The following is a 24,065-nucleotide window of genomic DNA, read 5'->3' as shown; positions in this document are numbered from 1 at the left end:
TGGTCCGTGGTTCGTGGTTCGGGGCGATGGGGTCAGCCGTCGGCTGCTGCGGTGAGTGCCGCCAGGCCGGTCGCGGTGTCGGCGAGGTAGGCCTCCAGCAGCGCGGTGAACTGCCGCTGCAGTCCGGCGATCCGGGCGCGGTCGTACACGTCGGTGGCGAAGTCCCAGATCAGCAGCATGCCGCCGGGGCCCGAGCGGGCGTTGACGGTCCGGCGGGAGTCGGGGATCAGCACCACGTCGAGGGCGAAGCGGGAGGTACCGGTGTTGAACGCCTCGTGGACGGACACCTCCAGGTCGAGCCCCTCGACGTGCGGGACCGGCGCGTCGTGCGCGCTGAACATGACGTGGAACAGTGGGTTGTCCAGGCCGGTGCCGGAGTGTTCTCCGAGTTCCCGGGCCAGGTCCTGGACCGGGACGCCCTGGTGCGGCAGCGAGCGGATCAGGACCTCGGTGACCTCGTCGACCGCGTCCAGCGCACTGTCGTCGGGCTCCAGGCGGATGCGCAGCGGGATGGTGTTGACGAACATCCCGACGCACTCCTGGAAGCCGGGCGGGCGGTTGCCCACCGCGCTGCCGATCACCAGGTCGGACCGGCCGCTCTCGCGGCGCAGCAGCTCCGCGAAGAGGGTGAGCAGGACCGAGAACGGGGTGTGTCCGTGGCGGTGGGCGGCTGTCCGCAGGCGCTCGGCCGGCCCGGGCTCCAGCAGTTGGCGCAGTTGGTCGCCGTGCGGGACGTCGCGGACCCGTCCCGGGTCCAGGCCGGGCAGCGGCAGGTCGAAGGCCGCGCCGTCGAGGGCGCCCCGCCAGTACGCCACGGCTCCGTCCCGGTGGCCAGGCCGCTCCTCGGCGGCCACCGACCGGCGGACGTGCTCAAGGTAGGAGCGGGGGTCGGGCAGGTCGGCCGGGATGCCCTGGGCCAGCGCGCGGTAGGTGGTGAACAGGTCGCGCAGGACCAGGCCGAAGGACCAGCCGTCGTGCACCAGGTGGTGCTCGGTGTGCAGCAGCCGGTGGTGCTCCTCGGCCAGCCTGACCAGGGTCCACCGCACCATGGGCGCCTCGGCGGTGTCGAAGGGCTCGTCGTGCTGCTCGCGCCACAGGCCCTCGAAGGCCGCCTCGTGGTCCTCGCCACCGGTCAGGTCCACGGTGCGGTAGCGCGGTGCGCAGGCGGCGTTCACCCGCTGCTTCGGCGGGAAGTCCTCGGGATCGAGTTCGAGGCGGAACGCCTCGTGGCGGGCGAGTACGGTCGCCAGGCTCTGCCGCAGGGCCGGCTCGTCCAGCGGGCCGCGCAGGTCGAGGGAGGCGGTGAAGTTGTAGGCGCGGCTCTCGGGGAAGAGTTCCTCGTGCAGCCAGACGATCTCCTGGGAACGGGAGAGGTTGAACATCGCTGCGGCCCTTTCCGGGTCGGTGGTCGTTCGGTGTGCGGGGCTGGTGGCCGGGGCGGCCTCGGATACCACCTGCTCAGGCGGGTGGGGTGGCGGTGACGGTGTCGCGGAGCAGGAACTCCAGGCCGTCGCCGTGGAGCCACTGGGCGCAGGCGCCGGCGTGGTCGGGTCCGTCGGTGTCGGCCAGGCGCCGCCGGGCGTCCGCCATGCGGTGGCGTGCTTCGGTGCAGAACACGTCGGCGAGGTCCTGGGCCGGTCCGGTGCCCTCGCGGTGCAGCCGGGCGGCATTGGCCAGCACCGCGGACATGCTGAACAGCTCGGCGGAGAGCTGGTTGAGCAGGATCAGCACGCGTTCCTCGGCGAACAGCTCCTCGGGGTCGGGGTGCCGGTCCACCAGGTCGCGGCTGAGGCGCGCGAACCGCACGGCCTGTTCGGCGACGAAGCGCAGGTGGTCCCGGTTGCGCGGGGACAGGCAGTCGTCCGCCGCGGTGAGGTCGGTCGCGGCCTCGGCGATGGCCTGCGGCTTCGGGTAGTGGCGCGAGAGCAGGTGCCTGGCCGCCCAGTGGTCCACGAGGAAGTCCACCCCGCCGGCCACCCGCAGGGCACGCGCGTCGCGGAAGAACCGCTCCACCGGCAAGGGCTGGGCGCCGCGCCGGGCCTTGCTCGTCGCCGTCTCGAAGCCCTCGGCGGCCAGCAGGGACAGGGTGCGGTCGACGATGCGCCAGCTGGTCATCGAGTTGATGTTCTTGGCCACCGTCTGCTCCGGGTCCAGGTCGATCCCCGGGTGGCGTTCCTCGGCCAGCAGGCACCACTCCACCACGCTCTCCATGGCGAAGGTCTCGGCGAGGTTGGCGGCGATGATGCGCTGGATCTCGTCGTACCGCTCCAGCCCGAGCCCGCCGACCGAGCGCCGCCGGACGAACTCCCGGGACCAGTGCAGGCAGAGCCGCCCGATCGCCAGGGCGGGCGCCGAGATGGGGTACATCCGGCCCCGGACGCTGATGGTGTGCAGTTCGGGGGCCAGCCGCCACTCGTCCTCGGCGGTCAGGCCGTCGAGGGTGAAGACCCGGCTGTGCGGGACGAAGACCCGGTCGAAGGTGAGGGCCGCGTTGGGCAGGCCCTTGAGACCCAGGTACTCGTGCCAGGACCTGACCGTGAAGCCGGGGTCGGCGGTGTCGACGAAGAACAGCCGGATGTCCTCCCGGTCCTCGTCGTGCACGGTGGCCGAGACTCGCAGCAGGCCCGCGATCGGGCCGTTCTGGATGAACACCTTCTCGCCGCTGATCCGGTATCCGGTGCCGTCCTCGGTCGGCACCGCGGTGGTGGCCCGGGTCCGGTTGATCGCACCGGCGGGCTCGGTGTCGGCGTCGCCGGAGATCGCGCCCGCGGCGAGCAGCCGTTCGAGTTCGGACTTCAGCTCGCCGTCGGCCAGGATCGGCAGGTAGGCGCCGGCGCCCAGTCCGAGGTGGACGGACATGGCGTAGCAGGCGGTCACCGACCAGCTGGCGGCGGCCTGGATCATCCGGAAGGCGTTGTGGGCGGACAGGCCCAGACCGCCGCGTTCGAGCGGGTCCTGGAGCTTGAAGTAGCCGCGGGCGGCGCAGGCTTCGTGGAAGCCGTCGGGCAGCCTCGCGGTGCGGTCCACCTCGGTCGGGTCGACGGTCTCCTGGAGGAAGCGCATCAGCTCGGCGACGGCGGCGTCACCGCGGGCGCGGTCCTCGTCGGACGGGGTGGGGAAGGGACTGATCAGGTCCCAGCGCACGTGCCCCAGGTGGAGCTCGGCGAGGAAGCCGGCCGGGGTGCTGGTGTCGTGAGTCATGTCTGCCTTCACAGGTCGTGGGAGAGCGAGTCGACGGGCGACCCGGAGTGCCGGCGGTCGGTGAGTGCGGCCCGGACCAGTGCGAGCAGGGCGGCGCGGTGCTCGCGGAGGTAGAAGTGGCCGCCTGGCAGCAGGTTCAGGGCGAACGGTCCGCGGCTGTGGCCCTGCCAGCGGGCGAGTTCCTCGGCGGGGAGCCGGTCCTCGGTGCCGCCGAAGACGTGCAGCGGCAGGTCGAGGGGCTCGCCGGGGGTGTGGCGGTAGCTGTCGACCATGTCGAAGTCGCAGCGGTGCGAGGCCATCATGATCGCGAGCAGGTCCGGGTCCTCGGCCACCTCGTCGGGGAGCGAGCCGTACTGACCCTGGATGGCGGTGAACAGCTCCCGGTCGCCGAGGTGGTGGATCGGCGGCAGTCCGCGGGGCCGGTGCGGGGCCGGGCAGGCGGACAGCAGCAGGCGTTCGGGGCCGTGCAGGCCGTGCGCGCGCAGGGCGCGCGCGGTCTCGTAGGCCAGCAGGGCGCCGAGGCTGTGCCCGAAGAAGGCGAACGGTGCGCGGAACGCGGCCTGTTCCACCAGATCGTGAACCAGCGGGCCGGTCCGGGTGTACCGCGGTTCGTCGAGCCGCGAGCCGCGGCCGGGCAGTTGCACGCCCCACACCTCGATGCCCGGCACGTCGTCGCCCCAGCGGACGTACTCGGCGGCCGAGCCGCCGCTGTGGGCGAAGCAGTACAGCCGAACCGCGGCGTCGGGGCGCTTGCGGCGGTTGACCAGCCAGCGTGGGGCGGGGTGCCCAGGAACGTCAGGCATGAAGGGTCTCCTGGTTCGTCGGTCGGGTGGTCGGTGCGGCGTCGGGCATGGCCCGCAGCGGGTGCACGGCGGAGAACAGCAGCGGCAGCCCGGCGAGGACGCTGCCCGCACCGGCGAGCCAGAGGACGCCGCGCAGTCCGAGCGGGCCGACCAGCGCGCCTCCGAGGAAGGTCCCGACGGGGATGACGCCCCAGACCACGAACCGCAGCGTCGCCGTCATGCGCCCGCGCATCGGGGCGGGGGTGACGGACAGCCGCAAGCTGATCTGGTTGATGTTGAAGACGGAGGCGCACAGCCCGGCCAGGGCCATCGCGACCGCCAGGACGGGCATCGCGGTGCCGGGGGTGGCCAGCGGCAGCAGCAGGATGGTGCCGCCCAGCGCGAAGATGGACCAGGTGAGCGCCGGCCCGACGCCGAGGCGCCGCACCACCCGGCCGTTGGCGAGCGAACCGAGCAGCACGCCCGCGTTGGCGATCGCGAGCGTGGTGCCCAACCCGGCCGGTGAGAGCCGCAGGTCACGGACCGCGTAGAGCACCAGGATCGCCTGGACCATGCCGAACAGGCCGAAGAGGTTGGTGATCCCCGCACTCAGCGCGATCGGGCGCAGCAGCCGGTGCCGGAACACGTACCCGAGGCCCTCCCTGACCTCCGCCACCAGTCCGGGCCGGACCGCGTCGCGGACCGGCCGCTCCTCCACCCGGACCAGCAGGAGCAGGACCGCCGACCCGGCGTAGCTGAGCGCGTCGGCGAGCACGGCGAGTGGCGCGGTCAGCAGCTGGACCAGGAATCCGCCGACGCTGGGGCCGGCCAGCTGGCCGGAGGTCTGGGACAGCTGGAGTTTGGTGTTGGCCTCGACGAGCTGCTCCTCGCCGACCAGGGTCGGCAGGAAGGACTGGGCCGCCAGGTCGAAGAAGACCGTCATGACCCCGACCGCGAAGGCGACCGGATACAGCAGCCACAGGTTCAGTACCCCGGAGAGCGCGGCCGCCGGCACGGTCAGCAGGACCGCGCAGCGGACCAGGTCCGCCGCGATCATGACGGGCCGCCGGCGCATCCGGTCCACCCACGCCCCGGCCGGCAGGCCGACCAGCAGGAACGGCAGGTACTGCACGGCGGCGAGCAGTCCCACCTGGAACGGGGTGGCTTCCAGGACCGTCACGGCCGCGAGGGGCAGCGCGAGTTCGGAGATCTGGGCGCCGAGCACGCTGACCGTCTGGGCGGCCCACAGCCGTCGGAAGCCCTGGTGGCGCAGCAGTCCCGGCGGGGCGGCCGCCTGTGTCATCGGGTGGCCGCCCGTTCACGTACGCTCCTCGGCCGGAGGTCACGCCACAGGCCGTCGATCAGGGTGAGGCAGTGCGCTTTGCCGCCCGATCCGCCCGTTCGCTCCCACCCGGCGGGCAGCGCTCGGCCGGCCGGCCAGATGGAGTACTGCTCCTCGGTGTTGCGGACCACCTGGTAGGTCCGGTCGTCGTTGTCCTCGAACATGGCTGTCCCTTGGGTCGGTGTGTCGGGTGACGGTTCAGGCCGGTTGCCGGGCGGCGTCGACCACCCGGGCCAGTCGGCGCGGGGAGGGGGCGGTGAAGACCTGCTTGACGGTGATGCGGACGTCGAAGGCCGCGCGGACGGCAGAGGCGAGTTGGACGGCGATCAGGGAGTCGCCGCCCAGTTCGAAGAAGTCGTCCTGCGCCGCCACGTGCTCCAGTCCGAGCAGTTGACCGAAGATCAGGGCGAGTCGTGTCCCGGTGTCGCCGTCCTGTGCGGGGTCGGCGGTGACGGTCTGCGCGGGGTCGGCGGTGACGGTCGGTGCGGGGTCGTCGGCGGGGAGCGGTGAGTACGGCCGCGGGCTGAACGGGTAGGTCGGCAGCGGAGTCCGGCCCGGCCGGTGGCCTTCGTGCAGCCGCGGCCAGTCGAGTTCGACGCCGGCCGCCCACAGCTGTCCGGCGGCGGCCAGCGTGGTCCGCAGGGCGGACTGCTCGCCGGCGGGGTGCGGCAGGCTGGGCAGCGCCAGGTGGGCCCCGGTGCGGGCCGGGTGCCGGCGGGCCAGTGTGGTCAGGGTCAGGCCGGGGCCGACTTCGAGCAGGATCCGGCCGGGCTCGGCGAACAGGGTGGTGAGGGTGTCGCCGAAGCGCACCGCCCGGCGCATGTGGGCGGTCCAGAACCCGACGTCCGGAGCGCGGTCCATGCGGACCCACTCCCCGGTGGTGTCCCCGACCCAGGGGATCGAAGGCGCCTTGAGGTCGAGTCCGGCGACCAGGGAGGCGAACCGGTCGAGGATCGGCTCCACCAGCGCGCTGTGTCCGGCGGTGGCGATGTGCAGCCGGCGCGCGTCGACACCGGCCTCCGTCAGCCGTGCGAACACCGCGTCGACCGTCCCCCGCGGCCCGGACACGACGCACTGGTTCGGTCCGTTGACGGCCGCGAGCTCCAGGCCGTCGCCGAGGAGTTCGGTGGCGTCGCGCTCGGCCAGCGGCACGGCCAGCATCGCCCCGACGGGCAGGCTCTGCAGCAGCCTGCCGCGCTCGGCGACCAGCCGCAGGGCGTCGGGCGGGCAGAGCACACCGGCCACGCAGGCGGCGGCGAAGGCACCGAGGCTGTGCCCGGCGACAGCCGCCGGCCGTACCCCTCGCTGCTCCCACATCCGGGCGAGCGCGTACTCCACCACGAAGACGGCCGGCTGGGCCACGCCCATGTCGCGCAGCGACTCCTCGGCCGCCGCGCTCTGCTGCTCGCCGGCGGGGTACAGAACCGTCCGCAGGTCCAGGCCGAGGGTGGGTTCGAGCTGCGCACAGCACGCGTCGACCTCGGCGCGGAAGACCGGGTCGTTCTCGTACAGTTCGCGGCCCATGCCGACGTGCTGTCCGCCCTGCCCGGGGAAGACGAACGCCACCGGCCGCCCGCCGCCCACGGGCGGGTGGCCGGAGGTGCCGGCCCCGGTCAGTGCTTCGACCGCCTCGGTGTGGTCGGCGGCCACGGCGAACCGGCGGTGCGCGAAGGCGCGGCGGCCGGTCTGGAGCGTCCAGGCCGTGTCGGCCAGTTCCCGGCCGGGGTCGGCGGCGCCGGCGGCCTGCCGCTGCAGGTGCTCGGCGAGTCTGGCGGCGGCGCGGTCCAGTTCGGGGGCGGTCCGGGCGGACAGCACCAGCAGGTGGCCCGCGGGCGCGGCGGGCGGGCGAGGCCGCGCGGGCGGCTCCTCCAGGATCGCGTGCGCGTTGGTGCCTCCGATCCCGAACGAGCTGACTCCGGCCCGTCGGGGACCGTCGGGGCGCCACCGGTGCAGTTCGGTGTTCACCACGAACGGGCCGTCCGCGAAGGGGATCTCGGGGTTGGGCGAGGTGTGGTGCAGGCTCGGCGGGATCAGGCCGTGCTGGACGGCGAGCACCGCCTTGATGAAGCCCGCCACCCCGGCGGCCGCGTCGGTGTGGCCGATGTTGGTCTTCACCGAACCGATCCGGCAGAACCCGCGCCGGTCGGTGCCGCGCCGGAAGGCCTGGGTCAGTGCGGCCAGTTCGATCGGGTCGCCCAGCGGCGTCCCGGTCCCGTGCGTCTCGACGTAGCCGATGCTGTCCGGATCGACCTCGGCCACCAGGTGGGCCGCGCGGATGACCTCCGCCTGGCCGGCCACTCCCGGAGCGGTGAAGCCCACCTTGTCCAGGCCGTCGTTGTTCACCGCGGTGCCGCGCAGGACGGCCCGGACGTGGTCGCCGTCCCGGAGTGCGTCGGCGAGCCGTTTGAGGACCACGATGCCGACACCGTTGCCCGCCACGGTGCCACGGGCCCGGGCGTCGAAGGCCCGGCAGCGCCCGTCGGGCGAGATGACACCGCCCTCGGAGTACTCGGGCAGCCGCGCCGGGACGTTGACACTGGCCCCGCCGGCCAGGGCCAGGTCGCACTCGCCGGACAGCAGCGCCTGCGCGGCGAGGTGGACGGCGACCAGGGAGGTGGAGCAGGCGGTCTGCACCGTCACGGCCGGCCCGGTCAGACCGAGCCGGTGGGCGACCCGCGACGTGAGGAAGTCGATGCCGGTCGCCAGCCGCAGCTGCCACTCGCTGACCGGGCCGAGCCGGTCGCGGTGGGCCATCAGCGTGTCCAGGTAGCCGGTCTGGCTGCTGCCCGCGTACACGCCGACCGGCCCGGCACAGGACCGGGGGTCGTACCCGGCGTCCTCCAGCGCCTCCCAGGCGCAGGTCAGGAACAGTCGCTGCTGCGGGTCGAGGATCAGCGCCTCCCGCGGCGAGTAGCCGAAGAACGCCGCGTCGAACCCGTCCGCGTCCTCCAGCACTCCGAGTGCGGGGACGTACTCGGGCGTGGACGGGTCGCCGGGGAAGCGGGTGACCGATTCCGTGCCCTTGACCAGGTTGTCCCAGAACTCGCCGAGGTCGCGCGCTCCCGGGTACCGCCCGGCCATCCCGACGACGGCGAGGAAGGGGCTGTCCGGATCCACCGGCTGCGCCGCCCGCGTCATCGGGCACCCCCGGCGCTCTGGCGGGCGCGGCGCTGCTGGAGCCGGGAGTTCCCGCTGCGCCGCTGGTCGGCCCGCTCGTCGCCGAGCGCGCCGTCGGCCGGCCCGGAGCCGCCGCGCAGATGGGCGGCGAGCTTGCGGACGGTCGGATGGGCGAAGAGCGCGACGCCGGGAACCCGGCGTCCCAGCGCCCCGCTGAGCTTGCGCTGCACCTGGACGAGCAGCAGCGAGTGACCGCCGATCTCGAAGAAGCTGTCGTCCGGCCCCACGTGGCCGACCCCCAGCACCTCACGCCACACGGCCGCTATCTGCTCCTCCAGGCCGGTCAGCGCCACTGCCCGCGGTGCGCCGGACGCGGCGTCGCCGGCGGTCGGCACCGGGAGCGCCCGGTGGTCGATCTTGCCGTTCGCGGTCAGCGGCAGCTCGTCGAGCACCACGTAGGAGGCCGGGACCATCGCGGCGGGCAGACTCATGGCCAGGTGGGCGCGCAGCTGCGACGACTCGACCCCGGCAGCGACCACGTAGGCGACCAGCCGCTTGCCGTCCGCCTCGTCGTCCACCGCCCGCACGTGCGCCTGACGCACCGCGGGGTGCGTGCACAGGGCCGCGCCGACCTCCGCCGGTTCGACCCGCTGGCCGCGGATCTTCAGCTGGTCGTCGGCCCGCCCGGCGAAGGCCAGGGCACCGTCGGCGCGCAGCACCACGAGGTCGCCGGTGCGGTAGAGCCGCCCGCCCGGAGCCTCGCCGAACGGGTCCGGCACGAAACGGTCGGCGGTGAGCCCCGGCAGCCCCAGGTACCCACGGGCCAGCACCGCCCCACCCAGGTAGAGCTCGCCCCGGGTGCCCGCCGCGACCGGCTCCAGACCGGCGTCCAGCACGTACGCCCGTGCCCCGGCCAGCGGCCGCCCGATCGGCAGTGTCTCCCCTTCGGGAACCGAGTCCCCGGTGAACGCCTGGAGCGTGGCGGTGATGGTGGTCTCCGTCAAGCCGTAGGCGTTGACCACGGGCACCGGGGTGTGCCCTCGCCAGCCGGCCAGCGTACGGGTGTGCCCGGTGTCGCTGCCCACGACCAGGAGCCGCAGGGCCTCGGGCACCTCCCGCGGTTCGGCGTCGAGATCGCGGACCCACTGGTCCCAGTACGGCGTCGGCAAGTTGGCCACCGTGACCCGCTCACGGCGCAGGTGCTCCTCCAGCTCCGCGGGCGACGGCACGGCATCGGGAGCCACCACCACCCGGGCGCCGGCCAGCAGGGTCGGGAACACCTCCTCGCCGAACACGTCGAACCCCGGACCGGCGAACTGGAGCACCCGATCGGCCGCGGTCAGTCCGAAGGCCGCGCCGACGGCGACCGCGTGGTTGGCCAGCGAGCCGTGGGTGACGGCCACCGGCTTGGGGCGCCCGGTCGAACCCGAAGTGAAGATCACATAGGCCAGGTCGCCGGGGATGACCGCCACCGCCGGGTTCCGCGCGGACGGCCCGGCCGGCTCGCCGGCAGCCGGGTCGACCACCTCGACCCCCTCACCGCCCCCGGGCCCGATCCGCAGGGTGACACCGGCGGCCTCCAGCTGGTACCTGCGGCGCTCGGCCGGCAGCGCCGGGTCGAGCGGCAGGTAGGCGGCACCGGACTTCAGCACGGCCAGCACCGCCGTCACCAGTCCACGCCCGCGCGGCAGGTCCACCGCGACCACGCTCTCGGCGCCCGCACCACGCTCCACCAGCACCCCGGCCAGCCGGTCGGCGGCAGCGTCGAGCCCCGCGTACGTCAGGCACCCGTCGCGGTCGACGACGGCCACAGCGTCAGGGCTGGCCCGTACCCGCTCCTCGAACAGCTGCGGCACACAGACCGCGGCATGCGGACCGGCCGATTCGGGCGCGTCAGCGGCTCGGTTCTCATCCTCTTGACTCAGTTCAGGCCTCACGAGGCCAACTCCTCTCCAATACGGGGCGCGTGGCAGTCCGCCGGACAACGGCCGGGCGGGGCTTCAGGAAGCCGAAGGGGAAACCGGGCGGGGTATTGCGGTCTTCGATGTCACGGCAGCTGTGGATGGCTGCTGTCGGGCTTGCACCGGAGCGTAGGAATCGCCGGTAGACATCCGATCAACAAGCACGCAAGACGCTTCCCGGAAGCTCCGGGAACTCTCGGAGCCAGGCACATCGGGGTGGCGACGCCCTCGACCTGGTCCTGCGTCAGGATGCGTGGCCGCGGCGGCGTCGCTTACGTTGGTCGTGACGACGTGATCGCGTCGGAGGCCAGGGAGACGTCGGATGCGCAGGAGCTTGTCCATGGTGCTCGGCGTCGCCGTGTTGGCAGCGGCGCTGGTACCGGGGGTTTCGGCGGTGGCCGCACCGAGTGCGGTGCAGTGGGGGGCGTGCCCGGAGGACGCCGCGTGGGCCGGCCTGGAGTGCTCGACGGTCCGGGTACCGCTGGACTACCGGCAGCCGGACGGCAGCAGGATCGAGATCGCGATCTCCCGGCTGGCGAGCCGGAATCCGGCGCAGCGGCGCGGGGTGCTGTTCACCAATCCGGGTGGTCCGGGCGGGGTGGGGCTGCGGTGGGCGGGGCAACTCGGCCAGTTGCTGCCCCAGGACGTGCGGGACGCCTACGACGTGATCGGGATCGATCCGCGCGGCGTCGGCCACAGCACGCCGGTGACGTGTGATCTCACCGAGGAACAGATGACACCGGGCAACCTGCCGTACGCGAGGAATCCGGGCGATGTGGTGAAGCAGGCCGAGATCGCCAGGACCGTCGCCCAGCAGTGCGCCGCCTCGGAGACCGGGTCCATGGTGCCGCACGTCACCACCGCGAACGCGGCTCGCGATCTGGACCGGATCCGGGAAGCCCTCGGCGAGCGGAGGATCTCGTACCACGGGGTTTCCTACGGCACCTATCTCGGCGCGGTGTACGCGCAGCTGTTCCCGGAGCACACCGACCGGATCGTGCTCGACAGCAACCTCGGGCCGGGCGGGTACGACCGCACGGCCATGCGGCTGTTCGGTCGTGGCATGGCGGACCGTTTCCCGGACTTCGCGAAGTTCGCCGCCGCGCAGAACGCGACCTACGGACTGGGCGCCACACCCGAGGAGGTGACGGCGAAGTTCTTCGAGCTCGCCGCGCGACTGGACCGCGACCCGGTCGGAGCGGTCGACGGTTCGCTGTTCCGCGGGATCACCTTCGGCGCCCTCTACAGCGACTTCGGCCTGCCGGAGCTGGCCGAGAACTGGCGGCTGCTCGACCAGGGCCGGCCACTGCCACCAGCCGTGCCCGCTTCCGACAATTCCTCCGCCGCCCGGCTCTACACCCTCTGCGGCGACTCCGGCTGGCCGAAGTCGGTGCCGCGGTACCAGAGGGATGTCGAGGCCGACCGGGTCACGTACCCGATGCTGGGCGCCTCCGGGGCCAACATCACGCCGTGTGCGTTCTGGCCGTCCGAGCCGGTCGAGCCGCGGGTACGCATCACCGGCGAGGGTCCGTCGAACGTGCTCCTCCTACAGAACCTCCGCGACCCGGGAACGCCGCTCACCGGTGCCCAGGAGCTGCGGCGGGCCTTCGGTGACCGGGCCAGGATGGTGACCGTCGACGCCGGCGGGCACGGGTCGTACCTGTTCGCCAGGAACACGTGCGGCGACAACGCGGTGACCACGTTCCTGACCACTGGAGAGCGACCGGCGCGGGACCTCGCCTGCGCGGCCGAGACCGGCTGACCGGACAGCCGTATCCGGCTACGTCAGAACCTTGAGCAGCCGCTGCGCCAAGGCCGCGGCAGAAGCCGGGTTCTGCCCGGTGTACAGATTGCGGTCGACCACCGTGTACGGCTTCCACATCTCCCCGTGCTCGAACTTGACCCCGAGCCCCTTCAACTCGTCCTCCAGCAGCCAGCGGGCCTTGGACGCCAGCCCGACGGCATCCTCCTCGTCGTTGGTGAAGCCGGTGACCCGGTAGCCGGCGAAGGGAGAAACCCCGCGCACCCTGGTGGCCAGCATCGCGGCGGGGGCGTGGCAGACCACTGCGAGCGGTTTGTCCGAGGCGAGCGCCGCGGTCAGCAGGCGGCCCGCGTCGGCATCGAGCGACAGGTCCTCCATCGGACCGTGGCCGCCCGGGAAGTAGACGGCGTCATAGTCCTCCAGGCGGGCGTCGGACAGCCGGATCGGCCGCCGGATCTCCTCCGCGGAACGGATGATGCCCTCCAGCTCCAGGGCGATCTGCGCGCTGCCTGCCATGTCGGGGCGCAGGCTCATCATGTCGACGCTGGGGACCACCCCGCCGGGCGTGGCCACCACGACCCGGTGGCCGGCGTCCGTGAGTGCCTTGTACGGGGCCGTGAACTCCTCGGCCCAGTAGCCGGTGGCGTGCCGGGTGCCGTCCTTGAGCGTCCAGTAGGGAGATCCGGTCAGTACGAAGAGCAGTCTCGCCATCGTTGATCACTCCTGCGCGCAGGTTCGCAGCCCGCGTCCGTGTCGCGGAACCGCTGCTTCCTTGCCACGATCCCGTACGGAGAGGTCGTTCGCACCCGTTCGGCCTGGCGCTGTGCGCGGGGCGGCGACCACCGGCCAGGCCGCCGGGTAAGACTGGAGCGACCAGGGTGCGGGCGCTCCCGCGTCGAGGCCCGCGCCCCGCACTCCACGGGTCGGACGACGTTCCGCCGGGTACGGTTCCAGGGGACGGCATCCGCGAGACCGGAGCTGGTGACCTTGACGAAGCAACTGCCGTTCGACCGCCCCGCCCCGATGGCCGTGGCACCGGAGTTCCAGGAGCTCCAGGCGTCCGGCGAGATCGCGCGGGTGCGCACCTTCGCCGGGCATCCCGCCTGGCTGGTGACCCGGCGCGACGACGTCGTCCGCATGCTGTCGGACGACCGGTTCGGCCGGGTGCACCCCGACCCCCTCGCCGCCCCGGTGCTGTCCGCGACCGGGCAGTTCTACGGGCCGCAGGGCACCGACCACGAACGACTGGAAGCGGAGTTCCGCGTCCTGCGGCACGTCACCGCCAACTCCCTGTCCGTGCGCCGGGTCCGTGAGCTGAAACCGCGGATCGAGGCCCTCGTCGGCCGGCGGCTCGACCACCTGGCCGCCGCCGGCGCGCCGGCGGACCTGCACGCCCTGCTCGCCGAGCCGCTGCCCGTCGAAGTGGTCTGCGAACTGCTCGGCGTGCCGCTCGCCGACCGTGAGGACTTCCAGCGTTGGACCGCGGACGTCGTCCACCTCTCCGAACCCGCGCGTGTCGGCGAGGCCCTGGTCCACCTGAACGACTACATGCGCGCACTGATGGACCGCAAACGCGCCGAGCCGGCCAGGGACGCCCTCACCGACCTGGTCCGCGCCCAGGCGGCGGGGACCGTCACCGAGGATCTCGCCGTCCTGTGGTCCGTCGCGTTGCTGTTCGCCGGGCACGTCACCACCGTCACCCGGATCGGCACCGGCGCGCTCCACCTGCTCACCCACCCCGACCAGCGCCGCACGATGCTCAGCAGCCCCCGGCTGCTCGCGGCGACGGTGGAGGAACTCCTCAGGGTCAGCCAGCCGGACCTGGGCCTGGTGTGGCGCTGGGCCGGTGTCGACGTCGACACCGGCCACGGCCGGATCAACGCAGGTGACCTGGTCCTGTTCGCCAACGGTCCGGCCTGCCTCGACCCCACCGCCTACCCCGAACCCGACCGCTTCGACACCCACCGCGCCCAGCCCCCGCACACCGCCTTCGGCGCCGGACCCCACCTGTGCGTCGGAGCCGCGCTCGCCCGGCTGGAACTCCAGGTCGTCCTCGACCTGCTCTTCCGCCGCTTCCCCGAGCTGCGCCTGGCCGTACCCGAGGAAGAACTCCGCTGGCACGAAAGCCAGCTGACCGGAGGGCTGCTCGCACTGCCCGTCACCTGGTGACCACTGCGGCCCGTACGGCGGGAACCACCCCTGGACGGGGTGACTCAGCCGGCCACCGACCAGAGACCGTCCCCTCACCGGAGGTGATCACCCGGTTCGGCGAGGTGGCGCCGGCGTTCAGGGTGCCGTTGGCGATCAGCGCCAGGGTGTGGTGACGCCCATGGTCCTCTGCGCGTCGCTGGTGCCAGGGGAGAGGGAGGCCGTTACCGGGGGCGGGTCCGGTGCTGTCAGAGGACGCTCCTACAGTGAGGCCCATGGGACTTTCGATATCGGTGGGAATCCTCTACGACCAGGCCCGCAATGACGCCGAGGGGTTCGAATACCACCGCTCCGCCTTCGCCCGCCTCGGCCGGGCGCTCAAGGCGGAGGAAATCAGCTGGCAGGAGCCGGAGATCACCGATCCGCCTGGTACCCGTACCTTCTCCGGTGGCTTCCCCTACGGGTACCTGACCCAGCTGCGCCGCATCCTGGTGCTCACGGACTTCGGTGAACCCGTCACGTCGGCTCTGGAGGTCAGCGAGCACCAGTACGACCTCGATTGCGAGAAGGTCCGGGACGAGATGACGAGGTTCGATTCTCATCTGCTCTGCCATTCCGACAGTGCCGGCTACTACGTGCCGGTCGACTTCGAGGACCCGCTCTTCCTCCCCGACGAGGCGGAAGTCGCGGGCGCCGGAATCGTCGGCTCCAGTCAGCGCCTGCTGGCCGAACTCGCGGGCATGGCGTCGTCGATCGGCATCGACCTCGACGACGGGGGCGTTCCCTTCGCCACGGGGGAGGCCGGGCCGGCTGCGGATCCCGCGATGGACCGGCCGTTCGAGACCGAGCGTTTCGCCTGGTACCAGCTCCACCGGGCATGCCTGGCGAGCATCGCCGGCGGCCACGCCATCGTGTTCCACTGACTCTTCTTCGGCACCGACGCCCGCCCGTACGCCGGCTCCCCGGGCGGGCCGGGGACCGGTGTGCGGCAGGGTGTGCGGCACTGCGCCGCGCCACTTCCCGGCCTGGAAGGTCTCACTTCCGGTCTTCGCAATACGCCCCCTTCTCCTTGAGCTCCGCCAGGATCCTGTCGATCGTCGCCGTGGGGATGTCCTGCAGGTCCTTGTCCTTCTTGGCCGCAGTCTCAATCCTCTTCAGGATCTTCTTCTGCTCGTCATCCGATGCCTTCTTCAGGGGGCCGTTCATGACTTCGGCGTCGACGATCCTCTGGAGCGCCTTGAGTTGGACGTCGGTGAGATGTCCGTCCCTTCCCTTGCGCGCGGAGTTCTCCTTCTCCATCTCCGCGTTGACGCAGGTGACGATCTTTTCCCGCTGCGTGTTCCCGCTCTCTGCCGAGGCGTGGGCGGGACCGCAGAGCAGGAGGGCAGTGGCCGCCATGAGTGTCGCGGCCGGGCGACGCAGATTCATTCCGTTCCTCCGAGATCTCCGGACGCTGCCGTCCGGGCATTTCCGCGTTCGAAGAGGTGCGTTGAGCGCTGACCGGGGCCGAGGCCGGTCCGTCCGTGTCGGATCTTCCTCCTTCCCCGGCAGGTGGCGTCTCCGTCCCCTGGATGTCGGGACGCGTGACGTCCCGACCGGGTGGGTGCGTGGCGCGGCCATCCTGTCACCCCTCGGGGACGAGAAGGATGATCGACTTCATCCGGCCGAATGCCTGCCGGGGCGAAGGCCGGTGGCGGCCGTGCCGAGCCGGCCGGGGCCCTGACGCGGGCGAACATCCGGGGAGCCGCTGCCGTGCGTGTACCGACGGGAGTGGCCAGTGCGCGCCACCCTGGGTGACCGGCATTTGGCCGATGCCGTCGGGCGACCGGGGCGACGGATGCCTAGCGTGGCGGTCCGGGGGGCCACACGGACCACGTCCGCGGGTCGGGACGACCGGTCCGGCCCGTCTTCCGGAAGGCAGTACAGATGAAGCTTCGGGCATGTTCGAGCGTGCTGGTGACCGCCGCGCTCACCCTCGCTCCGACCGCGGCCGCGTCCCCGGCGAGGGCCGGCGAGCGGCCGTTCCTGGACCGGCTGAACACCGTGTCCACCGTCGCCTCCACCGTCCCCGAGAACGGCGACGTCAACCCGTACGGCGTGTTCACGATCCAGGAGAGCACCGGCGACCTGCGCCGCGGCAACGTCCTGGTCAGCAACTTCAACAACGCGGCGAACCCGCCCGCCGGTGAGCAGGGCCTGGGCACGACGCTGGTCCAGATCACCCCGGACGGGACCCGGACCACGTTCGCCACCATCGACCCGAACAACCTGCCCGGCCCCTGCCCCGGCGGGGTCGGGCTCACCACGGCGCTGACGGTCCTGCCCGGCGGCTGGGTCGTGGTCGGCAGCCTCCCCACCGCCGACGGCACGTCCGACACCGCCCAGGCCGGCTGTCTGCTGGTGCTCGACAAGCAGGGCACGGTCCGCGAGACCATCGCAGGGGACGGCATCAACGGGCCGTGGGACATGACCGCCGTCAGCTCCGGCGAGCGCAGCGAACTGTTCGTGACCAACGTCCTCAACGGGACGGTCGCCGGCGGCGGCGCGCAGGTCGACCAGGGGACCGTCCTGCGGATCACCCTGTGCACCGAGGAGGGCGGCCTGCCGCAGCGGGTGGCCACCACCGAGATCGGGTCGGGCTTCCCCGAGCGGACGGACCCGGCGGCCCTGGTGGTCGGCCCGACCGGCGTCGGCCTGGGACACGACGGCACGCTGTTCGTCGCCGACACGGTGCTCAGCCGGATCACCGCGATCCCGCACGCGCTGACCCGGCAGGACAGCGCCGGGATCGGGCGGGTCGTCACGTCGGGAGGTGCCCTCAACGGCCCGCTGGGGATGGCCCTCACGCCCCGAGGCGACATCCTGACGGTCAACGGCGGGGACGGCAACATCGTCGAGACCACCCCGGCCGGCCGGCAGGTGGCGGTCAAGCCGATCAACAACGAGGGCACGCCGCCCGGCGCGGGCGCGCTGTTCGGCCTCTCACTGGACCTCGACGGCGACGCCGTCTACTTCGTCAACGACGCCGACAACGTCCTCGACGTCCTGCACTGAGCGGGAGGCCCGCGGGGGCCGGTCCCACCGGGCTTCGACGCTCAACTCCGAGGGCCGGTAAGCCTACTAAGTGACCGTACGGCCGGCAGAAGGCGAAGCGGATCCTGCGGTCGGCTTTCCCGGTCCCGGTCCCGGTCCCGCTCCCGGCCGGGACCGGCTCCGGGACGCGCCTGTTCGGGTGATCAATCCGCCGGTGCGTGTGGCTCCGCCCGGGCTGCTCCGAAGCGGGTGGTTGGCTGTGCGGCGAGCCGTGGCGGACAGGCCCTCCGTGGTGCCGTGGAGGACGGGCGACCGCCGATTCCTCGCCGGGCGCAGGGGCCTTGGCCGGGGCCCCGGGGGATCCGAGCGGCTGGAGGTGGTCGGTGGTGACGGCTGGGCGTGATGGTGGGCCGTCCGGGAACGAGGTTCGGCCGCGGTGGGGTGCCCGTGCGGGGCGGCGTCTGCGCCTGGCCTTCGGCCGGGCCCGTGCCGCGGTCGGCGCCCGACTGTCGGCGGCCAGGCGCGGGCTCGGCCGGCTGCCCGCGCCGCCGGGGCCGTTCCGGTCCGGGTTCTGGCGCAGTCCGATCCGTGGGCCGTGGCTGACCTCGGTGTTCGGGCTGGTGCTACTGGCCGGGATCCCGGTCCTGTTCGTGACCGGGGCGCTGTCCTACGCCGCGTACAACCCCGACCTCGGCGTGTTCAACGACCAGACACCGGACAAGGGCCTGCTGGGTTTCTACCTCTTCGACTGGCCCACTCGTCCGACCTGGCTCTACCGGCTCACCCAGGGCGTGCACGTGACGCTCGGCGTCGTCCTGGTGCCGGTCCTGCTGGCCAAGCTCTGGTCGGTGATCCCCAAGCTGTTCGAGTGGCCGCCCGTGCGCAGCCCCGCCCACGCGCTGGAGCGGCTGTCGCTGCTGATGCTGGTCGGCGGGGCGGTCTTCGAGTTCGTGACCGGGATCCTCAACATCCAGCTCCACTACGTCTTTCCCGGATCCTTCTACACCCTGCACTTCTACGGGGCGTGGGTCTTCATCGCCGCGTTCGTCATCCACGTCGCACTCAAGCTCGGCAGGCTGGTCCGTGCTCTGAGGTCGCGCCCGCTGTGGAGGGAGCTGCGCACCGGCGTCGCCGGCACCCGCCCCGAACCACCGGACCAGGACGGCCTCGTGGCGGTGGACCCGGCCCCGCCGACGATCGCCCGGCGCGGTGCGCTCGCCCTGGTGGGCGCGGGCTCGCTGGCCCTGCTGGTGGTCACGGCAGGGCAGAGCATCGGCGGCCGGCTCCGGTCCACCGCGCTGCTGGCACCGCACAACCGCGCGCCCGCGAACGGGCCGAACGGCTTCCAGGTCAACAAGACGGCCGCCGCCGTCGGCATCACGGCGGCCATGGTCGGCCCGGACTGGCGGCTGGAACTGCACGGCGCCGGTCCGGTACGGGTGTTCACCCGGGAACAGCTGCTGGCGCTGCCGCAGCGGTCGGCGCGGCTGCCGATCGCTTGCGTGGAGGGCTGGTCCACCGAGGACCAGTCCTGGAGCGGACTACGGCTCGCCGACCTCGCGGCCATGGCCGGGCTCCCGGACGCGGCGGACGTCCTCGTCGAGTCGGTCCAACCGCCCGGCCCCTACACCTCCGTGGTGCTGCGCGGCAACCAGATCCGGGACCCGCTCTCCCTGCTCGCCCTGCACGTCAACGGAGTCGGCCTCTCGCTCGACCACGGCTACCCCGCCCGCATCATCGTCCCCGCCAACCCCGGTGTGAACAACACGAAGTGGGTCGGCCGGCTGACCTTCAGGACGTGACGATGGACCGACGCACCTCCTTCGCCCGCCGGTACGGCGCACGGCCGCTGCACCTGCTCGCGCTGCTCGCCTCCTTCGCCCTCACCGGCTACGCGGTCGAGCGCCTGGTGGCCGACCGGCCCCTCGCGGTGGCGGTCTGGTTCGTCGGCGCGGCCGTCGCCCACGACCTGATCCTGCTCCCGCTCTACTCGATCGCCGATCTCTCGGCCCGGTCCGTGCTGAGCCGGCTGCCCGTGCCGGTGCCGGCCGTGCCCTGGATCAACTACCTGCGCGTGCCGGCGCTCCTGTCCGGCCTCCTGCTGCTCGTCTGGTTCCCCCTGATCCTCCGCCTGTCCGAGCCCTACCGGGGAGCCACGGGTCTGTCGGAGGAGGTCTACCTCGGCCGGTGGCTCGTCATCACCGGGGTCCTCTTCGGGGCGGCCGCCGTCGGCCTCGCAATCCGGATCCGCCGCGCGCGCCGGACCGGGCGATCGACGCGCGCCGACGAACGCGGCGTCCGCGAACCGTAGGGCCGTACTCGGACCATTCCCTTCCGGCCCGCTCCCGCGGTGACCGGGCCTTCTTCGACGAGAGGTGGTGCACATGACGGTGCGTCAGGATTCCCCGCAGGCCGAGCTGGGCGTGATCGGCGGCTCCGGGCTGTACGAGTTGCTGGACGCGGTCACGGAGGTGCGCGTCGACACGCCGTACGGGCCGCCGAGCGACGCGCTGGTCCTGGGCGAGGTGGCGGGGCGCCGGGTCGCGTTCCTGCCCCGGCACGGGCGCGGGCACGCGCTGGCCCCGCACCGGATCAACTACCGGGCCAACCTCTGGGCGCTGCACGCGCTGGGCGTGCGACAGGTGATCGCGCCGTGCGCGGTCGGCGGGCTGCGGCCGGAGTACGGACCCGGGGTGCTGCTGGTGCCGGACCAACTGGTGGACCGGACCTCGGGGCGGGTGCAGACCTACTACGACGGGCAGCCGCTGCCGGACGGCTCGTCGCCGCACGTGGTGCACGTGTCGATGGCCGACCCGTACTGCCCGGCCGGGCGGCTGACCGCCCTGGAGGCGGCGCGCACGGCGGCCTGGGAGCCGGTGGACGGCGGGACCCTGGTGGTGATCGAGGGGCCGCGCTTCTCCACCCGGGCGGAATCCCGCTGGTTCCGCGCGAACGGCTGGTCGGTGGTCGGCATGACCGGGCACCCGGAGGCCGCGCTCGCCCGCGAACTCGGCCTCTGCTACACGTCGTTGGCCCTCGTCACCGATCACGACGCAGGCGTGGAGAGCGGCACGGGCGTCACCCACACGGAGGTGCTGGAGGTCTTCTCCCGCAATGTCGACCGGCTGCGCACCGTGCTGTTCAAGGCGTTGGAGGCCCTGCCCGTCGACCGGGAGTGCCCCTGCCCGCACGCCCTGGACGGCCTGGTGACCGGTCTTCCCGGCGTCCCGGGTGACTGACCGGGCCCGGGCCGGGATCCGTGACCGGGCCCGGAGCGTCCTGCCCTGCGCGCTCGCCCTCGCCGCCCTGGTGACGGTCCTCGCACTGACCGTGACCGGCGGCGGGACGCTCGCCGACCGGTCGCGGCTCCCCGGCTGGTACGTCCTCGACGCCGCCCTGTTCGCGCTCGCGCTGTTCCTGCTGCGGAAGGTGGCCGACCGTCACGTGGCGCCGCTGGTGCTGGCCGGGAGCATCCTGGTCGCCGGGGCCGGGCTGCTGGCACCCCCGCGCACCAGCGACGACGCCTACCGGTACGTGTGGGACGGGCGGGTCCAGGCGGCCGGTGTCTCCCCGTACGCGCACACCCCGGACGACCCGGCGCTGTTCGGGCTGCGCGACCCGGGCCTGTTCCCGGACGGGGACGGGTGTGCGGCCTGGGACGAGCGGAGGACCGCGGCCGGGGACTGCACCCGGATCAACCGGCCCGCCGTGCACACCGTCTACCCGCCGGTCGCGGAGGCCTGGTTCCTCGTCGAGCACCCGTTCGGCGGCGGGGTTCGCGGCGTGCAGGCCGGTGGTGCCCTGCTGGCGGTCGCCACCACCGGGGTGCTGCTCGCCGTCGGCGGGCGGCGCCGGCGGGCGGCGCTGTGGGGCTGGTGCCCGGGCGTGGCGCTCTGGGCGGTCAACGACGCCCACGCCGACACCCTGGGCGCGTTCCTCATGGTCGCCGGGCTGGGCTGTGCGGCCCGGCGCCGGGCCGGTGCCGGTGGCGCGCTGCTCGGTGCGGCGGCCGCGACCAAACTGCTGCCGGCACTGGCCCTGCCCGGGGCGCTGTCCGGGCTGCTGGCCCGGCGGCCGGCCAGGAACGACCTGCTGCTCGCCGCGACGGCCCTCGGGGCCTTCGCGGCGGCCTACCTCCCGTACGTCGCGCTCTCCGGCACCGGCGTGCTGGGGTACCTGCCCGGCTACCTGCGGGAGGAGGGGTACGAGCAGGGGCACCTCGAACGGTTCGGCCTGCTGCGGGCACTGCTGCCCGAGCGCTGGACTCCATGGGCGGCCGCCCTGGTGCTGGCGGCCGTGGCCCTGCGGGTGCTGCGGCACGGCGACCCCGCCCGGCCCTGGCGCGGCGCGCTCCTGGTGACCGGGACCGCGCTGCTGCTCGTGGCCCCGAGCTACCCGTGGTACGGGCTGCTGGTGGTCGCCCTGGCCGCGCTGGACGGGCGGTGGGAGTGGCTGTCGGTACCGGCGGCCGGGCAGGTGCTCTACCTGACGGGTGGGGAGGACGCCCAGCGCGCCGCGTACGGGGTCGCGCTGGCCTGCGTGCTCGCGGTGTCGGCGGTGCGCGGGCGGCTGCGTGGTGCGTCGCGCCGGACGGTGGCCGGTGCGGTACCGGAGATGACCAAATCCTGACCGGTCCGGCCGGGCGGGGGCGGGCCGGGGACCAAGGGGAGGCCCCCGGGCTCATCCCTTGCGCAGGGCGAGGAAGCGGCGGCCGCAGGAGGTCCAGCGTTCGGCCTCGACGAGGCCCGCCGCGCGGGCCAGCCGCAGGGCCGCCGACCAGCCGAGGCGGGCCCAGGGGAAGGAGGGGCCGAGCTGCCCGCCCGGCCCCTCCACCCGGACGACGACGCGCTCGTCCACCTCCTCCGGATCCACCTCGACCAGCAACAGCCCGTCCGGGGCGATGAGTTCGGCGCCCCGGCGGAGCAGCGCCCCCGGGTCGCCACCGATGCCGAGGTTGCCGTCCGCCAGCAGCGCGGCACCCCAGTGCCCCTCGGCGGGCAGGCGGTCGAAGACGGATCGACAGATCGCCCGGCCGCCGAGGCCGACCGTGCGGGCCACCGCGGTCCTGGTCACGTCCACTCCGAGGACCGGCACGCCGAGGGCGAGCAGCGCGGCCACCAGGCGGCCCGGCCCGCAGCCGAGATCGAGGACCGGGGCGCCCAGTCCGGCGCAGCGTCGCAGCAGGCTGTGGTCGGCGCCGGTCGCCGGGGCACACCAGCGTTCGATGTCCAGGTGCTGTCGGCGGCCATCCTCGTGGCGCAGCCACAGCGGGCCGCGGCCGGTACGGACGGCTTCGGCGAATGGGTCGTCGACCCAGGGTGCCGCTACCGTCAACTCGCCACCTCCGGCGTGGCCGTGAGGGTTCGGAGCCGGTCGGCGAAGCGGCTTCCCGGGGCCTCGGCGGCGACCTGCCAGGCGTCGTCGGCGGTGTCCACGTCCGTCAGCACGGGCAGGTGGTGGACGGTCAAGCGGGCTCGCGCCAGTCGGCGCAGGAGCGCCGCGCCGGTGTCCGGGGTGGACATCGGCACGTCGTGCAGCACCCGGGCGGCCAGCTGCGCGGTCGGCCGGGCCAGGCCCAGCGCCCAGAACCCGCCGTCGGCCGCCGGTCCGTACCAGACGTCCACGCCTGGCCGCCGGGCCGCGGACAGCGGCTCGGCCAGTGCGGCCGCCTCCAGCTGCGGGGTGTCCATGCCGACCAGCAGCGCGGGCGCCTCCGGGGCCAGCCGGGCCGCGTGCGCGAAGGCGTCGGCCAGCCGCCGGTCCAGGCCGCCGTCGCACTGCGGGAGGACTTCCCAGCCCGGCGGCAGCCAGTCGCCGGGCTCGCCGTCCAGGACCAGAAGGCGGCGGCCGGCGGGCATCGAGCCCAGGGAGCGCAGGGTGTCCGAGAGTGCGGCCTCGGCGAGGGCCGCCGCCTGGGAAGGGGTGAAGGGCGGGGTGAGACGGGTCTTCACCCGTCCGGGGACGGGCGCCTTCGCGATCACCAGCAGGGTGGGCGGCGGCGCGGCCAGCACCGCCCGCATGTCGCGAACGGCCTGGCGGGTACCGCGCACTGTGCCGGTGACCTTGGACCGGCCGGCGCGCGGCAGGTAGTCGACCGGGGTCTCGGTGATGCGCAGCCCGGCGGCCGAGGCAGCGAGCACCATCTCCAGCGGGTAGCCGGAGCGCCGGTCGCCGAGGCCCAGAGCCAGCAACTGCTCGCGCCGGGCGGCCCGCATCGGACCGAGGTCGTGCAACCGGACGCCCGTGCGGGCCCGCAGCCTGCGGGCGAGGACGGCATTGGCGAGGCGTGCGTGCAGGGGCCAGGCGCGGGCGGTGGCCGGCCGTCGGCGGCCGAGCACCAGGTCGGCCGTACCGGCCAGCACCGGTGCGGCGACCCGGGGGAGTTGGGCGGGATCGAGCGAGCCGTCGCAGTCCAGGAAGCAGACCAGCTCGGCGGTGGCGGCGCGCAGCCCGGTGTGGCACGCGGCACCGAATCCGCGCCGGGGCTCCTCGACCACCGTCGCGCCGAGGGAGCGGGCGAGTTCGGCGGAGCCGTCCCGCGAACCGTTGTCCACGACGATCGCCCGCCAGCCGGGCGGAATCCGTTCGAGGACCCAGGGCAGGGCCTCGGACTCGTCCAGACAGGGCAGGACCACATCGCCGACCGGTGGGGGAGGGGGAGTGTCTGTCACGGCGGTCACGCTAGCCGCCGGGTGGTCCGGCACGGCCGAACCGCGCCC

General features: G+C 73.4%; 19 protein-coding genes and 1 pseudogene. 8 read left to right on the top strand and 12 right to left on the bottom strand.

Annotation, left to right across the window (positions count from 1 at the left end; all coding sequences use genetic code 11):
• Window positions 1–32 precede the first annotated feature (32 nt).
• The 7 genes from BU198_RS38890 to BU198_RS38860 all read right to left on the bottom strand — a co-directional run bounded on the left by BU198_RS38890 (window position 33) and on the right by BU198_RS38860 (window position 10,298).
• Window positions 33–1,382, bottom strand: a complete 1,350-nt coding sequence (locus BU198_RS38890; RefSeq protein WP_188301448.1) for a condensation domain-containing protein — start codon at window positions 1,380–1,382, stop codon at window positions 33–35.
• Window positions 1,383–1,458: 76 nt separating this feature from the next.
• Window positions 1,459–3,201 (bottom strand): acyl-CoA dehydrogenase family protein, encoded by a 1,743-nt coding sequence (locus BU198_RS38885; RefSeq protein WP_188301447.1) that lies wholly within the window; start codon window positions 3,199–3,201, stop codon window positions 1,459–1,461.
• Window positions 3,202–3,209: 8 nt separating this feature from the next.
• Entirely contained in the window at window positions 3,210–4,004 is a 795-nt protein-coding gene (locus BU198_RS38880) for a thioesterase II family protein (protein WP_188301446.1), read from the bottom strand.
• On the bottom strand, window positions 3,997–5,286 hold the full coding sequence (locus BU198_RS38875; RefSeq protein WP_188301445.1) for an MFS transporter: 1,290 nt from the start codon (window positions 5,284–5,286) through the stop codon (window positions 3,997–3,999). The genes BU198_RS38880 and BU198_RS38875 overlap by 8 nt, the downstream gene beginning before the upstream one ends.
• Complete coding sequence (locus BU198_RS38870) at window positions 5,283–5,489, bottom strand: MbtH family protein (protein WP_188301444.1); 207 nt, start codon at window positions 5,487–5,489, stop codon at window positions 5,283–5,285. Before BU198_RS38870 ends, BU198_RS38875 begins: the two co-directional genes overlap by 4 nt.
• A 34-nt stretch (window positions 5,490–5,523) precedes the next feature.
• Window positions 5,524–8,463 carry a type I polyketide synthase gene (locus BU198_RS38865; protein ID WP_188301443.1) on the bottom strand — a complete coding sequence of 980 codons (2,940 nt, stop codon included), beginning with the start codon at window positions 8,461–8,463 and terminating at the stop codon, window positions 5,524–5,526.
• Window positions 8,460–10,298, bottom strand: coding sequence for a non-ribosomal peptide synthetase (locus BU198_RS38860; RefSeq protein WP_188301442.1), 1,839 nt, complete (start codon window positions 10,296–10,298; stop codon window positions 8,460–8,462). Before BU198_RS38860 ends, BU198_RS38865 begins: the two co-directional genes overlap by 4 nt.
• 427 nt (window positions 10,299–10,725) lie before the next feature.
• Here BU198_RS38860 and BU198_RS38855 point away from each other — a divergent pair, with 427 nt between their 5' ends.
• Window positions 10,726–12,165, top strand: coding sequence for an alpha/beta hydrolase (locus tag BU198_RS38855; protein WP_188301441.1), 1,440 nt, complete (start codon window positions 10,726–10,728; stop codon window positions 12,163–12,165).
• Between the two features lie 18 nt (window positions 12,166–12,183).
• Here BU198_RS38855 and BU198_RS38850 read toward each other — a convergent pair whose 3' ends face one another.
• Window positions 12,184–12,876, bottom strand: a complete 693-nt coding sequence (locus BU198_RS38850; RefSeq protein WP_188301440.1) for a type 1 glutamine amidotransferase domain-containing protein — start codon at window positions 12,874–12,876, stop codon at window positions 12,184–12,186.
• Between the two features lie 270 nt (window positions 12,877–13,146).
• Here BU198_RS38850 and BU198_RS38845 point away from each other — a divergent pair, with 270 nt between their 5' ends.
• Both BU198_RS38845 and BU198_RS38840 read left to right on the top strand, forming a co-directional pair.
• Window positions 13,147–14,334 (top strand): cytochrome P450, encoded by a 1,188-nt coding sequence (locus BU198_RS38845; protein ID WP_188301439.1) that lies wholly within the window; start codon window positions 13,147–13,149, stop codon window positions 14,332–14,334.
• A 254-nt stretch (window positions 14,335–14,588) separates the two neighbouring features.
• Window positions 14,589–15,236 (top strand): hypothetical protein, encoded by a 648-nt coding sequence (locus BU198_RS38840; RefSeq protein WP_188301438.1) that lies wholly within the window; start codon window positions 14,589–14,591, stop codon window positions 15,234–15,236.
• 112 nt (window positions 15,237–15,348) lie between these two features.
• Here the strand turns inward: BU198_RS38840 and BU198_RS38835 are convergent, their stop codons facing one another.
• Window positions 15,349–15,741, bottom strand: coding sequence for a hypothetical protein (locus tag BU198_RS38835; RefSeq protein ID WP_188301437.1), 393 nt, complete (start codon window positions 15,739–15,741; stop codon window positions 15,349–15,351).
• Between the two features lie 498 nt (window positions 15,742–16,239).
• Between BU198_RS38835 and BU198_RS38830 the strand changes: the two genes are divergently transcribed.
• From BU198_RS38830 to BU198_RS38810, 5 genes are all read left to right on the top strand, one after another.
• Entirely contained in the window at window positions 16,240–17,367 is a 1,128-nt protein-coding gene (locus BU198_RS38830) for a hypothetical protein (RefSeq protein WP_188301436.1), read from the top strand.
• A gap of 485 nt (window positions 17,368–17,852) precedes the next feature.
• On the top strand, window positions 17,853–19,148 hold the full coding sequence (locus BU198_RS38825) for a molybdopterin-dependent oxidoreductase (RefSeq protein WP_188301458.1): 1,296 nt from the start codon (window positions 17,853–17,855) through the stop codon (window positions 19,146–19,148).
• Between the two features lie 2 nt (window positions 19,149–19,150).
• Entirely contained in the window at window positions 19,151–19,657 is a 507-nt protein-coding gene (locus BU198_RS38820; RefSeq protein WP_188301435.1) for a hypothetical protein, read from the top strand.
• Window positions 19,658–19,730: 73 nt separating this feature from the next.
• The gene (locus tag BU198_RS38815) at window positions 19,731–20,585 is read left to right on the top strand and encodes an S-methyl-5'-thioadenosine phosphorylase (protein WP_188301434.1); all 855 of its coding nucleotides are present in this window, start codon (window positions 19,731–19,733) and stop codon (window positions 20,583–20,585) included.
• Entirely contained in the window at window positions 20,578–21,975 is a 1,398-nt protein-coding gene (locus tag BU198_RS38810) for a glycosyltransferase 87 family protein (protein WP_188301433.1), read from the top strand. The genes BU198_RS38815 and BU198_RS38810 overlap by 8 nt, the downstream gene beginning before the upstream one ends.
• 51 nt (window positions 21,976–22,026) lie before the next feature.
• Here the strand turns inward: BU198_RS38810 and BU198_RS38805 are convergent, their stop codons facing one another.
• The 3 genes and pseudogenes from BU198_RS38805 to BU198_RS43070 all read right to left on the bottom strand — a co-directional run.
• Window positions 22,027–22,680, bottom strand: coding sequence for a class I SAM-dependent methyltransferase (locus tag BU198_RS38805; RefSeq protein WP_188301432.1), 654 nt, complete (start codon window positions 22,678–22,680; stop codon window positions 22,027–22,029).
• Window positions 22,677–23,204 carry a DUF2064 domain-containing protein gene (locus tag BU198_RS43075; protein WP_223245527.1) on the bottom strand — a complete coding sequence of 176 codons (528 nt, stop codon included), beginning with the start codon at window positions 23,202–23,204 and terminating at the stop codon, window positions 22,677–22,679. The genes BU198_RS38805 and BU198_RS43075 overlap by 4 nt, the downstream gene beginning before the upstream one ends.
• 99 nt (window positions 23,205–23,303) lie before the next feature.
• A pseudogene (locus BU198_RS43070) lies at window positions 23,304–24,017 on the bottom strand (glycosyltransferase family 2 protein); the annotation flags it as partial.
• Window positions 24,018–24,065 lie beyond the last annotated feature (48 nt).

The organism is Streptomyces sp. CBMA156, assembly GCF_014596515.1.
Classification (GTDB): Bacteria; Actinomycetota; Actinomycetes; order Streptomycetales; family Streptomycetaceae; genus Kitasatospora.
Note: the sequence above shows the minus strand (reverse complement) of the source record. Positions and strands in the feature narration are given on the sequence as shown.